Source organism: Acinetobacter sp. SFD (genome assembly GCF_001647575.1).
In the GTDB taxonomy this organism is placed as follows: Bacteria; Pseudomonadota; Gammaproteobacteria; order Pseudomonadales; family Moraxellaceae; genus Acinetobacter; species Acinetobacter pecorum.
On the sequence record NZ_LSZJ01000001.1, the window covers coordinates 156,833 to 170,694 of the forward strand.

The 13,862-nt window shown below is 45.5% G+C and carries 11 protein-coding genes; 2 read left to right on the forward strand and 9 right to left on the reverse strand.

Annotated elements, in window-relative coordinates:
* Window positions 1-30: 30 nt before the first annotated feature.
* Window positions 31-2,553, forward strand: coding sequence for a penicillin-binding protein PBP1a (gene ponA / locus AY605_RS00850; RefSeq protein WP_064094605.1), 2,523 nt, complete (start codon window positions 31-33; stop codon window positions 2,551-2,553).
* A 56-nt stretch (window positions 2,554-2,609) separates the two neighbouring features.
* On the opposite strand, the gene AY605_RS00855 is transcribed toward ponA, so the two are convergent.
* From AY605_RS00855 to AY605_RS00895, 9 genes are all read right to left on the reverse strand, one after another.
* Window positions 2,610-3,413 carry a putative RNA methyltransferase gene (locus tag AY605_RS00855; protein WP_005101392.1) on the reverse strand — a complete coding sequence of 268 codons (804 nt, stop codon included), beginning with the start codon at window positions 3,411-3,413 and terminating at the stop codon, window positions 2,610-2,612.
* Between the two features lie 54 nt (window positions 3,414-3,467).
* Entirely contained in the window at window positions 3,468-4,586 is a 1,119-nt protein-coding gene (gene mraY / locus AY605_RS00860; RefSeq protein ID WP_064094606.1) for a phospho-N-acetylmuramoyl-pentapeptide-transferase, read from the reverse strand.
* Window positions 4,587-5,990 carry a UDP-N-acetylmuramoyl-tripeptide--D-alanyl-D-alanine ligase gene (locus tag AY605_RS00865; RefSeq protein ID WP_064094607.1) on the reverse strand — a complete coding sequence of 468 codons (1,404 nt, stop codon included), beginning with the start codon at window positions 5,988-5,990 and terminating at the stop codon, window positions 4,587-4,589.
* A 9-nt stretch (window positions 5,991-5,999) separates the two neighbouring features.
* On the reverse strand, window positions 6,000-7,496 hold the full coding sequence (locus AY605_RS00870; protein ID WP_064094608.1) for a UDP-N-acetylmuramoyl-L-alanyl-D-glutamate--2,6-diaminopimelate ligase: 1,497 nt from the start codon (window positions 7,494-7,496) through the stop codon (window positions 6,000-6,002).
* An 11-nt stretch (window positions 7,497-7,507) separates the two neighbouring features.
* Window positions 7,508-9,331 (reverse strand): penicillin-binding protein PBP3, encoded by a 1,824-nt coding sequence (gene ftsI / locus AY605_RS00875; RefSeq protein ID WP_064094609.1) that lies wholly within the window; start codon window positions 9,329-9,331, stop codon window positions 7,508-7,510.
* 15 nt (window positions 9,332-9,346) lie between these two features.
* Window positions 9,347-9,679 (reverse strand): cell division protein FtsL, encoded by a 333-nt coding sequence (ftsL, locus tag AY605_RS00880; protein ID WP_064094610.1) that lies wholly within the window; start codon window positions 9,677-9,679, stop codon window positions 9,347-9,349.
* Window positions 9,680-9,689: 10 nt separating this feature from the next.
* On the reverse strand, window positions 9,690-10,601 hold the full coding sequence (gene rsmH / locus AY605_RS00885) for a 16S rRNA (cytosine(1402)-N(4))-methyltransferase RsmH (protein ID WP_064094611.1): 912 nt from the start codon (window positions 10,599-10,601) through the stop codon (window positions 9,690-9,692).
* A gap of 187 nt (window positions 10,602-10,788) precedes the next feature.
* Window positions 10,789-11,808: a sulfate ABC transporter substrate-binding protein gene (locus tag AY605_RS00890; RefSeq protein ID WP_064094612.1), complete on the reverse strand. Its 1,020-nt coding sequence runs from the start codon at window positions 11,806-11,808 to the stop codon at window positions 10,789-10,791.
* Window positions 11,809-12,052: 244 nt separating this feature from the next.
* Window positions 12,053-13,054, reverse strand: coding sequence for a sulfate ABC transporter substrate-binding protein (locus AY605_RS00895; RefSeq protein WP_064095167.1), 1,002 nt, complete (start codon window positions 13,052-13,054; stop codon window positions 12,053-12,055).
* A gap of 394 nt (window positions 13,055-13,448) precedes the next feature.
* On the opposite strand from AY605_RS00895, the gene AY605_RS00900 reads away from it, so the two are divergent.
* The gene (locus tag AY605_RS00900) at window positions 13,449-13,757 is read left to right on the forward strand and encodes a hypothetical protein (RefSeq protein WP_064094613.1); all 309 of its coding nucleotides are present in this window, start codon (window positions 13,449-13,451) and stop codon (window positions 13,755-13,757) included.
* Window positions 13,758-13,862: the final 105 nt, after the last annotated feature.

A 13,862-nucleotide genomic window follows, 5' to 3' on the forward strand; every position in this document is an offset into this window, starting at 1 on the left:
GCCATTAGCTCTTATTAAAACTTACTTGTTATGAAAAAGCTATCTTGTTCAGGCCTTGTTCATCCATTTTTTTTGATCATTATCATTATACTGATCTCAATTCCGATGGGTTTCTATGGCATGTATCTCTATATTGCCCCATCTTTGCCTGAAATGTCCACGCTTAAAAAGGCACCTTTATTAAAGCCTTTACAAGTATTTAGTTCAGATAATGAATTAATTGCCGAATATGGCGGCAAGCTTTCAGTTCCCGTGAAATATGAACAAATTCCGCAGGAGTTTATTCATGCGTTCCTCGCAGCGGAAGATTCCAGCTTTTTTGAGCATAGCGGCATCAGCTTTAAAAGCTTGGGACGTGCCCTCAGCGAGACCGTGACCGGTTCAGATGTCCAGACCGGTGGCTCGACTATTACCATGCAAGTGGCAAAAAATTATTACCTCAGTCCTGAACGGACGTTGAAACGTAAACTGACTGAAATTTTTCTGGCCCGTAAAATTGAGCAAAATCTAAGTAAAGAAGAAATTCTGACCCTGTATGTCAATAAAATCTTTCTTGGAAAAAATGCTTATGGTATCGCAGCGGCAGCTAAAATTTACTACAACAAGAGTCTAGAAGAACTTTCAAATGCACAGATGGCCATGATCGCCGGCCTGCCTAAAGCACCTTCCCGCTATAATCCGGTTGCTAATCCCAAGCGTGCTTTAGAGCGTCGTAACTGGATTTTGGGACGTATGCTGCAATTGGGCTATTTAAACCAGAGCCAGTATCAGCAGGCCATTGCTGAACCGATTAATCTGGACATGCCGGATCGCAGTACCCGCAATAAATTCCCTTATGTGGGTGAAATGGTACGTTCTGAGCTGGTACAAAACTTTGGTGAACAGGCGATCGATTCTGGTTATAAAGTCTATACCACCATTCATAGTGAACGTCAGACCTATGCCGAGCAAGCGGTACAAGAAGGTTTAGAAGCTTATGACCGTCGACACGGCTGGCGAGGAGCTGAAGCACATGATCAACCCCTTGAAAATTTCCGTGCCTATGCCAATACCTATCCTGCGCAAGTAACCAAGGTAGGCACTTCCAGCTTTGAAGCACTCATGCAGGATGGGAGCAGCGTGACTGTTCCGTGGTCAGGCATGTCCTGGGCACGTCGCTTTCGTAACGTTAACAGTGTAGGCGGGGCACCTGGCAAAGCTTCCCAAATTGTTAAAGTCAAAGATATTGTCCGTCTAAGACCCAATGAAAATAAAACCTCTTGGTCACTGGTACAGATTCCCAAAGTACAAGGACAGCTGATTGCTATCAATCCAAATAATGGTGCAATTGAAGCTATTGTGGGCGGATATAATTTTTATCAGTCAAAATTTAACCGGGCCATCCAAGGCTGGCGTCAACCTGGGTCTACCATTAAGCCCTTTGTTTATGCACTGGCTTTAGAACGTGGCATGACGCCACATACCATGGTCAATGATGCACCTATTACCATTGGCAAATGGTCACCGCGTAACTCGGATGGCCGTTATCTTGGCATGATCCCGCTACGCCGTGCCCTTTATCTGTCACGTAATACAGTCTCGGTGCGCTTATTGCAGACGGTCGGAATTGAACGTACACGTCAGTTATTTATGGACTTTGGTTTACAGGACAGTCAGATTCCACGTAACTATACCATTGCCTTGGGCACCCCACAGGTTCTTCCAATTCAGATGGCCACCGGTTATGCCACCTTTGCTAATGGCGGCTACCGAATTCAGCCGCACTTTATTACCCGTATTGAAGATGCCTATGGCAACACCATCTTTGAAGCCAAGCCTGAATATGCGTGTATTTCATGTATTAATGAAAAAGAAGAACCCGTTCAAGTCACTGACCCCATTACTGCCGATGATGAAGCAATTGCAATCAACAATACGACCTTGGGCCAGAAACCCGAGACTCCGAAAATTTCAGATGAAGACAGCAATTATCGTCAGGCAGAACGTATTTTAAAATCCAGCTCTGCCTATGACATGGCCAATATTCTACGTGATGTCATTCAGCATGGTACCGGTCGTGCCGCATTAAGAATTGGTCGTAGTGATATTGGTGGTAAAACCGGTACCACCAATGATGCCAAAGATGCCTGGTTTGCCGGCTTCAATGGCAAACTGGTAACGGTTACCTGGGTCGGTTTTGACCAGCCGACGACCTTAGGTCGCCGTGAATATGGTGGTGTAGCAGCTTTACCGATCTGGACCGATTTTATGGGCAAGGCATTAAAAGGCCAACCGGAAGCCTGGGTACGTTTAGACCGTAATGCCAAGGCACCTGTAAATCGCAACAAGGTGGTTCAGGGTGAGGAGCTGCAAAATCATCCGGCTTCTCCACCTCTGGCGACAGCACTTTACCGCCCCGCTCCAGTTGTCGTGCCAAAACGTCAGCAAAATGATTTTGAAGATTTACCGGATCAGCCAACGCGCTTACCAGATAATGAATCTGTATCGCCAGAACAGCCGCTACAGCCGAACCGGGTAGACTCCTTGGAAAACCTGATCGAAGAAGTGCAGTAATCTGCTGCTATATAAAAATAAAAGCCCTCAGTTGAGGGCTTTTATATATTCAATTTTTATTTCTTCTGGAACAGGAAAATCTGGAACTGTGCCATCAGTTCAAACCGATCATGTTGCTCCAGAGCCAGACGGCGTTCCGGTTTGGCTTTATAGGCATAAGGGGTCATGGCAATCAGGTTTTTTAAATCAGCTTGTGGCAAAATCATTGGTGCATCAATTACCTGTTCACGAACCAGATCAAATTCATCTTGCAGTTGCTCAACAAACTTTTGTGGCTCATGTGGTTTGACTTCTTCAAACAGCGCTTCACGCATGGCATATAAATGTTGTGGTGCCGGGGTCACCACCATCAGATAAGATTTTGGCTTTAATACCCGCAGGATTTCCTGTTTTGGAATCGGACTAAATAAACTGGTACAGAGATCAATCGACTCATCCAACACAGGTAAAGTCGCCCCGGTTCCTACCACCCAAGTAATGTCTTTATTCAGTCTGGCAGCCACCTGAACTGCATTCTTGGCAATATCGACTCCCACACATTGCAGCACTTCAGCCTGCATGGCATTGGTGTAATAGCCTTCGCCACAGCCGATATCCAGCAGGTTTTCAATCCGTAAATCTCGGATTTTCTCGACCACAGCCTGCTGTAGAGGCGCATAATGACCTGCACTCAGGAATGCACGGCGTGCCTGAACCGATTCAGGTGTATCACCCGGATTTTTACTATGCTTATGCTGAACTACATGCAGATTCACATAACCTTGTTTGGCCACATCGTAGCTATGATGATTCTCACATCGCCATGTTCTTTCATTTAAGCTCAACTGCTGGCGACAGACTGGGCACATGAGTAAATTCATCATTTTCTCCAAAACAAAAAAGCCGGCATGCGCCGACTTTTTCTCATGCATTTCTTAGCGCAATTTTAAGGTCATTAGGCCCAAAACTACCAGCATAATCGTAATAATCCAGAAACGGATCACCACCTGGGTTTCACGCCAGCCTTTCTTTTCATAATGATGATGTAGCGGCGCCATCAGAAATACGCGTTTATTACGCATTCTTAATGAACCGATCTGCAAGAATACTGAAATCGCCTCAACCAGAAATACACCCGCCATAATCGCAAACACGATTTCCTGACGAACCATGACAGCAATGGTACCCAGCATCGCACCGAGGGATAAGGCTCCAACATCTCCCATAAATACCTGGGCCGGATGGGCGTTATACCAGAGAAATGCCAGACCGGCACCGATCATGGCTGCACAGATCACCACCAGCTCAGACGAGTATTTCACATAAGGAATATGCAGGTAGTTGGCGAAACGCACATCACCCGCGAGGTAAGCGAATACGCCCAAACCTGCAGCCACCAGTACAATCGGCATGATCGCCAGACCATCCAGACCATCGGTCAGGTTCACTGCATTGGATGCCCCATTAATCACGAAGTAAGTGAAAATAATGAAGCCAATACCCAATGGGATCACCGACAAAGGAATGGTTAGATCCTTAAAGAATGGAATCAGCAGGTCCAGCATATTGGCGGTATGCACCGGATTGGCCTGCTGCTGTGCAATCACATACAAGGCAATACCAGCACCCAACGAGCCCACTGAAGTCCAGAAGAATTTTTTCTTCGCAGGCAAACCGGCATTGTCTTTATAACGGATCTTAATCCAGTCATCAGCCCAGCCCACGGCACCAAAAATTACCATCACCGCCAGCACAATCCAGACATAAGGATTAGACAGGTCCGCCCAGAGCAAAGTCGAAATCCCGATGGATAACAGGATCAGCACCCCACCCATGGTCGGTGTGCCCATTTTCTTGGCATGATTTTCAGGAGCAAACGAACTGACCGCCTGACCATATTTCAGCGCCTGCAGTTTGCGGATCATGATCGGACCCAAGACCAAACCAATGGTCATTGCCGTCAAGACACTCAGCAGAGCACGTAAAGTTAAATAACGAACTACCTGAAACGTGCTATCAAAGCCCGCCAGATGGTCAAATAGCCATAACAGCATTTAGAGTTTCTCCATCAATGCAGCCATCAATGTTTCCATATGGGTATAACGCGACCCTTTGAACAGCAAAGATATCGGCTGGGGATGATGTGTTTCAATCAAATCAATTAAAAACGGTAAGGCCTGCTCCTGATTCAGGAAAGCCTGCATTTTCTTACCATATTGCGTACTACGGGCACCTTCTTGTGCGGCAGGAGCGAATTCACCCACAGCCACCACAAAATTAATACCTTTTACCGAGACCAGATCCCGACCGAGCTTGTAATGCTCGATTGCGGCAGATGAACCGAGTTCACCAATATCGCCGGTCACCATCACCCGGATGCCTTGCTGCTGTGCTAACACTTCAGCCGCCGCTCGCATTGAGCCCGGATTGGCATTGTAGGTGTCATCAATAAATAAAAATTCTTTGTGCGGAATAAAGTTCAGACGGCCTTTAGCACCGACTGCCTGTTCCAGGCCAGCCACGATATCATCAAGATTAATACCAATCGCCAAGGCAAATGCAGCGGCAGCTGTGGCATTCTCGACATTATGCTCGCCGGCAAATGGTAACTGAACTGTTTTCGAGCCTTGTGGCGTATTCAGTGTGAAGCTTGAAGATTGAGCTTCAAGCACCATATCGCTGGCATAGACTTCACCACCCGTACCAAAACTTAAGCTTTTTTCAGTTCTTACTGCGGCACGAATGGCTTCAGCAAAATCATCGGCAGCAGGAATAATCGAAGTCTCAGAGATATGCGCATAAATTTCGGATTTTGCACGGCAAATTCCGTCACGGCCGCCAAATTCACCCAAGTGTGCCGTGCCAATATTAATAATTCCGGCTACATGCGGCTGCACCATGTTTGAAGTGTAATCAATTTCACCCTGATGACTTGCACCGAGTTCCATCACCGCATATTGATGTTCAGAACGCAGCTCCAGCAACATTACTGGCACGCCAAGGTCATTATTCAAATTACCACGCGTCACCAAGGTCGGCGCAAGACGCGACAGGATGCTCCCCAGCATTTCTTTAGTCGTGGTTTTACCACTGCTGCCGGTCAAGGCAATCACTTTGAGCTGAGGATTCTGCTGACGGCGATAAGCCCCCAACAATCCCAATGCCAGACGGGTATCTTCTACCACCAGCTGGCAAATCTCAGCATCCACCGGCCGGCTGACAATGGCAATGTCACAACCTTGAGCCGCCACTTGCGCAATAAAGTCATGCGCGTCAAAACGCTCGCCTTTCAGCGCCAGAAAAGCATCACCTGCTTCTGCATCACGTGAATCAGTCAAAATCCGCTTGATCTGGCCTGCAGGCTTTTTATCATTCAGCCAGTAGCCTTGGGTGGCCTGCTGTAATTGTTCTATGCTCCACGGCTCCAGCGCCGCAGTACTTGTTGTTGAGGTATGCATATCTGAATCCTAATGCGCTGAATAGGCGGTATCTGTGTTGCAATGCTGGGCATCAATCGCAGCCTGCACTTCGACCACGTCATCAAACCAGTGACGTACGCCATCAATTTCCTGATAATTTTCGTGCCCCTTCCCTGCAATTACCACAATATCACCCGCCTGTGCCTGTTTAACGGCGAACTTGATCGCTTCACGACGGTCATGAATTTCATGATAGGTTTTGCCGGAAAAATCGATGCCATTTTTCATATCCGCAAAGATTTGTGCCGGATCTTCGGTCCGCGGATTATCAGAAGTGAGAACTGCGATATTGGAACCCTCTAATGCAGTCTGAGTCATCAGTGGACGTTTACCGCGATCACGGTCGCCACCACAGCCGAAAACTGCCCAGAGATTTTGCGAGACATGCCGTTTCAAGGTCACCAGAACCTGTGTCAGGGCATCCGGGGTATGGGCATAATCCACCACAAACAGGCGCTCGCCATCACGCAGTACCTGCATGCGACCGGGCGCACCTTTGAGCTGTGGCACAGTTGCAATCAAACTTTCCAAGTCAAATCCGGCCTGTTTCGCCATGATCAGACTGGCCACCAGATTTTCAATATTGAAATGTCCCAGCAATGGACTATTAACACTATATTCAGCAGAAGCAGTTTTTAGTTTAAAGGTCGCACCTGAAATGCTGTACTGAATATCCTGAACCTGATAATCCGCTTTTTGCTTGGTGGAATAAGTCAAAATTTTAGGCTGTGCCGGATTATTTTTCGCAGCATCCAGCATGATCTGTGCATGTTCATCATCGATATTGATAACAGCCACTTTTAAAGATTCAAACCGGAATAAACCTGCCTTTGCTGCTGCATAAGCTTGCAGCGTTCCGTGATAATCCAGATGGTCACGACTCAAATTACTGTAGCCTGCAATCTCGATATCACAACCATTCAAGCGGCCTTGTTCCAGACCATGCGAACTGGCTTCAATCGAGGCAAACTCCGCACCGGCCTGCGCATAGTCATGCAAGGCATTTTGCAGTTGCATGGCATCCAGGGTGGTATGCGAAGATGCTTCCAGATTTGGTAAAATCCCGTTACCTGTGGTACCCATCACTGCACAGGCTTTACCTTGCAGCATGATTAACTCAGCCACCAAGCGAGAAATCGTGGTTTTACCATTGGTGCCGGTAACTGCCAGAATTCGAGCAGCTTGAACAGGTTGAGTCGCTTGCAAATACTGCTTTTGCCACTGCCCCATCAGATGACGTACATCTGCCACTACCAGATTTGGAGATACCTCCAGCTCATTTTCTGAAATCACGGCCAATGCACCCTGCTCTAAGGCTTTCTGGGCAAATTGAGCAGTTTTTTCCGGTTGAGACAGACTGGTCAGGGCAATAAAAATCTGTCCCGGTTTGACTTTACGACTATCCAGCTCGAAGCCCTGAAAGGATTGCTTCATCCAGTCAGTGACCTCATGAGAGGTGTAGATATCTTGAAATGTAATAGACATTGATCACCTATTTACTGGACTTTGGGAGTTTCTAAAGGTTTGTCCAAAGGGACATTCAGAAGACGCAGAGATTCCTGCATCACCCGGGCAAAGACTGGTGCAGATACGGTACCCCCATAGTAGGTACCCTGTGGGTTTTCTACCACCACCACCATGGCGATCCGTGGATCACTGACGGGTGCTACACCGGCAAATAAAGCCCGGTATTCATTGGTCGAATAACCTTTACGGTCAGCACGCAGCTTATGTGCAGTACCGGTTTTACCTGCCACGCGATAGCCTGGAATGGTCGCGCGAGTCGCCGTACCACCTGGCAAGGTTGCGGTTTCCATCATCATCAGCACCTGATCGGCAATATTGGCATCGATCATCTGTTCACCCTGCGGCTGTTCTTCCAGCTTATACAGACTTAGCGGCATTTTTACGCCTTTATTGGCCAGCATGGCATAGGCATCAGCCAGCTGAAGTACCGTCGCATTCAGACCATAACCATAGGACATGGTCGCCACTTCTGACACATTCCATTTGCTAGGAGGCAGAATCAGACCGGCACTTTCACCCGGGAATTTCACTGCTGACCGCTGACCAAAACCCAAACGTTTATAGAAGGTCGGCAAGGTTTCATACGGCAGCGACAAGGCCAGTTTGGCCACACCAACGTTAGATGATTTCTGGATAATACCACCCAGAGTCAACTGACCGTAATTATGGGTATCACGAATGGTATGATTACCTACCCGCATACTGCCCGGTGTGGTATTCACCACTGAATTCGCTGTATATTTGCCACTTTCCAGCGCCATTGCCACGGTTAACGGCTTCATGGTCGAACCCGGTTCGAAGGAATCGACCGCCCCGCGGTTACGCATGGCATCCTTGTTAAGCAGGCTGTTTTTGTCATTCGGGTTATACGATGGCCATGAAGACAGCGCCAGAATTTCACCGGTTTTGACATCTACAGCAATCGCAGTCGCCGAACGGGCATTGTTGGCAACTCCGGCCGCAGTCAGCTCACGGTACATGATATATTGCAGACGCGAGTCGATACTTAAGGTAATATTTTCGCCCGGTTCAACTTCTTTAATCACTTCCGGTTCTTTAATCCGGTTGCCTTTCTTATCGCGAATGATCTGCTGCTCGCCATCCTTGCCGGAAAGACGGGAATTCAGCTGCATTTCCAGACCTTCAATCCCTATGCCCTCACTATTGGTCAGGCCAATAATCTGAGAGTTTGGCTGCGGCTGCGGATAATAGCGCTTATAGTTTTTCTCGGTATATACGCCCTGAAAATTACGCTTCATGATCAGTTCGGCCTGTTGTGGCGGAACTTCTTTTTTCAGGATCAGATAACGTGAACGCGGACGTTCTTGCATTTTTTTGCGCAGTTCTGCCCGATCCATACCGACTGCATCAGCCAGCTCATCCAGATTCAGGTTTTTATCCGGCAACTGGCGTTTGAGTTTACGGCTATTCGGTTCTTTTTCCAGCGCCAGCATGGTTTCATCATAGAGCTTTTTATTGTCAAAATAATCACGTGGATCAATCACAATTTTCATGATCGGAGTACTGATCGCCAATGGAATCCCATTACGGTCATAAATCACGCCACGCATCGCCTTGATGGTATTGGTTCTTAAAATATTGGCATTGGCTTTATTCTGCAAAAAATCTTTATTAATAATCTGCACATAGAAGGCACGGCAAATCAGTGTCACGAAACACAGCAACACCACCGCCCACATGATGTAAAAACGATTGATATAAACATTTGAGGCATTTTTGTCGGTGACCGATTGTTTTTTACGTACCGGTTGCTTCTTTCTCTTGTCTACCATGTCCGAACGCTAGCCTTATTTTTTCTCATCTGAAGTTTGTGGTAAGGAAATCACCACACTCTGTGAAACCGGAGGGGAATACATACGCAACTGTGTCACTGCACGCGTACCGATCTGTGCCGTCGCGCCAAAAGTTTGCTGTTCAATCAGCAAACGGCCCCACTCCGCATTGAGATCATCGCGCTCACGCAGATAAGTACTTAGCTTTCTGTTGTCCTGACGGTATTCAAACACCTGAAATACCACAAATACCGCACTGACAAAGACCATCAGTATCAGCATGAGATAAATTGCAACTTTTTTCAGCCACAATTTTTCTGTTTTTTTATCAACCACTTCCGTTCTCATGATCTGCCTATTAAGCTAAACGTTCTGCTACCCGGAGCCATGCGCTACGTGAACGGGGATTGGCTTTAACCTCCTCCTCACTGGCTTTAACACGAGCAACTTTCTTCAAACGTCGCGTATCTTTCTGTTGTTGTGGCATTCCCCAGCCTGAATCCTCTTCAAGCGTTGACTCTTTTTGAATAAATTGTTTAATCAAGCGGTCTTCCAGTGAATGGAAACTAATCACCGCCAAACGCCCTTGCGGCTTCAAGATTTCTACCGCCTGAGGCAAGAAGATTTCAATATCTTCTAATTCCTTATTAATAGCAATACGAATCGCCTGGAAAGTACGGGTCGCAGCATGCTTGTTTTTTTCCCATTTCGGGTGCGCTACTTTTACAATCTCGGCCAGCTTGGCTGTGGTATCAATATATCCGGCAGCCTTAATGGCCTTGGCAATACGGCGACTATAACGCTCTTCACCATATTTAAAAATGATATTCGCCAGTGCTTCTTCTTCAATTTGGGTCAGCCATTCTGCTGCCGTTGGACCTTGCGAGTTGTCCATACGCATATCCAGCGGGCCATCTTTCATAAAACTGAAGCCACGTTCAGCCTGATCCAGCTGCGGTGAAGAAACACCCAGATCCGCCATTACCCCATCAACTTGTTCAATGCCCAACTCAGCCAATGCCTCTTTCAGATCAGCAAAGCTGGCATGGATAATTTTAAAACGTGAATCTTCTTGTTCGAGTTCGGCCGCCACCGCCAGTGCCTGTGGGTCTTTATCAAAGGCATAAACACGTGCATGTTCATCTAATTTAGACAATAATAAACGCGTATGTCCACCACGGCCAAAGGTTCCATCCACATAAGTTCCCGTATTGCGATCCGCCAACAAGGCATCAATCGTTTCGTGAAGTAATACAGAAATATGTGACATAAAAACTCAATCAGTAGGGTGAAAAATTTAACTGCACATTATCACCCTGTTTGAGCAAAGCTCCAAACGACTTTTTGTAGATAAATATTACTTTCCATAGAGAAAACCGTTTTAGCATTTTCTGCCACAAAAAAAAGCCTCCTGAACAGGAGGCTTTTTTTACCAGCAAGATGATTTCGCAGATCAATTAACGCTTGCTGTTATAAATCTGGTCGAAAATTGCACCATTGGCAAAATGGGTTTTCTGTGCATTGGCCCAACCACCAAAGACCTCATCAATCGTGAAGGTTTTGATTTTCGGGAACTGTGCCGAGTATTTCGCTAATACTTTTTCATTACGTGGACGATAGAAATGCTTAGCTGCCATTTCCTGACCCAATGGTGAATACAGGTAATTGATATAACCCGTTGCTAACCATTTATTGCCATTTTTGTCTACGGTACGATCTACAATGGCTACTGAGGGTTCAGTCAAAATGGTAATCGATGGATAAACGATATCAAACTTGTCTTTACCCAAGGTTTTCTGCGTGACCAAGGCTTCATTTTCCCAGGTCAGTAATACATCGCCAATACCACGCTCGGCAAAGGTGGTCATTGAAGCACGTGCAGCAGAATCCATTACTTTGACGTTCTTATAAAGCTTGCCGACAAAGTCCTGCGCCTTGGCTTTGTTACCACCCGGCTGTTTCTCGGCATAACCCCATGCAGACAGATACACCCAACGCGGCAAACCACCCGTTTTCGGGTTCGGGGTAATAATTTGCACCCCTGGCTTGGTCAAATCTTTCCAGTCCTTGATGCCTTTCGGGTTGCCCTTGCGGACCATGAATACAATCGTCGAGGTATAAGGTGCCGAGTTATGAGGAAATTCCTTTTGCCAGCCTGGTTGAATCTGACCAGATTTCACAATTTCTTCAATGTCATTGGCCAGCGCCAAAGTCACCACATCACCTTTCAAACCATCGACCACAGAACGTGCCTGTTTGCCCGAACCGCCATGTGACTGCTTGAAATTCACATCCAGACCAGTCCGGTTTTTCCAGTAAGCGCCGAATGATTTGTTAAATTCGTCGTAGAACTCGCGTGTGGCATCATAAGACACATTTAGAAATTGACGGTCTGCGGCTTGAGCGGCAGTTGCAGTCATGCCTAAACCGACCACCAATAAGGCAGCACTAAACAACGATTTGAATTGAGTTTTCATAGTAACAGGGAGTTTATCTTCATTGGTTATAACTATATGAAATAAAATCATTTATCGCAATTCACCCGCTACTGGTGCAACACGATAGAATGAAAGGTTTTTCTTGATTAGTATTTTGTTTTTAAAAGAAAAAGTTAATTATTATTCTACTTATCTCTAATATATAGAATTTTATGCATTAGATATAAAGAAAATGGATAATAACTTGACCATTTTCTTTATCTCATTCTAAACCGCTGTTTAGCTATCTTTTTTCATTATAAATCTGATCATAAATCGCACCATTGATAAAATGCGTTTTTTGCGCTTTGGCCCAGCCGCCAAAGACTTTATCAATGGTGAAGGTCTGGATGTTCGGGAATTGGGCTGAATATTTAACAGCGACTTTGGCGTCCCGCGGACGGAAGAAATATTTCGCAGCCAGCTCCTGTCCTTTCGGTGAATATAAATAGTTTAAATAGCCTTTTGCCAGATGGGCCGTGCCATTTTTATTCACGTTTTTATCGACAATTGCCACCGATGGCTCGGCCAGAATTGAAATCGATGGATAGACGATGTCGTACTTGTCTTTACCCAAGCCTTGTGTTGCCAGCAAGGCTTCATTTTCCCAGGATAAAAGCACATCCCCGATACCGCGCTCGGCAAAAGTGGTCAGCGAACCACGCGCACCGGAGTCGAGTACTTTGACATTGCTATAGAGCTTTTTCACCAGCTCTTTGGCCTTAGCATCATTACCGCCAGGTTGTTTCAGTGCATAACCCCAAGCAGACAGGTAGATCCAGCGCGGTGCACCCCCGGTTTTGGGATTTGGGGTAATAATTTCTACGCCCGGTTTGGTTAGATCATTCCAGTCTTGAATTTGCTTTGGATTACTTTTACGTACTAGAAATACGATCGTAGAAGTATAAGGTGCCGAATTGCTCGGAAACTCTTTTTGCCAGCCTTTCTCGATTAAACCTGCTTTGACAATTTCTTCGATATCATTGGCCAATGCCAAGGTCACCACATCGGCCTGCAAACCGTCGACCACTGAACGTGCCTGCTTGCCTGAACCGCCATGTGATTGCTTAAAATTAACCGTCTGTCCGGTTTTCTGCTTCCAGAACTTGCCAAATTCTTCGTTATACTCCTGATAAAATTCCCGGGTCGGGTCATAAGACACATTCAGGAAATCTTTGGCGATGGAATTCTGTACTGCTGTTCCTGCTATAATTGTCAAGATTGCTGATGCTATTATTCTTTTCATCATATGTAACTCATTGTTTATATGATCTGCACTATACAAATCAAAAATAAACCTAACAATCATATGCTTATAATAATATTTATAATCTATTTCTGATTTTGAGATATCTCCTAACAATTAAATCCGGATACATATTTCGCCATAAAATTAATCTTCTGCTACAATATAAGACAGTTCTTCACGTTGTCTTCACAGTTTTCTGTTAAAAATAGGCCACTAAAACAGGAAATTACGTTTTTTTAGTAATTTTCCACAGAGTTATATAATTTCTTTTGTAAAAAATGTGACTTGGTTCTACTTCTTTATGAACAACTGTGATTAAATTGTAGACAGAGTATTAAAAAAACATTTTTAACAAAATAAAACCAACCAGAAGTAAGGAGGAAGTTTGGATATGAAATTTAAATTGTTCACAACCAGCATCCTAAGCCTGATTATGTTGTTTTCGATTCAGCTCGGTCATGCCGTGGTTGTGAAGTCAGACTTGCCTAAACCTAAAACAGTAGTAAGCACCGCTGAAAACAAGACATCGCCGATTGAAAAAGCGATTCAGCAACAAAAAAGCGAAAAAACACTTCATACAGAAGATAATTTAAAAGTCTTAACTGCTCTTAAAATTGCACCCTCGCAAAATTTCTTGGCAGCACAGAATTATCGTTTTACCCGCTTCGTACAAAGTATTTTTTCGAGCGATCACTCTTAATCAGTACCAAAAGAGCTGAATACGTACAGATTTAAAAGCCACATTACTCAATGTTGAATAAAGCATTAAGTGATGTGGCTTTTTCGCTATAATAGTTACAATTTT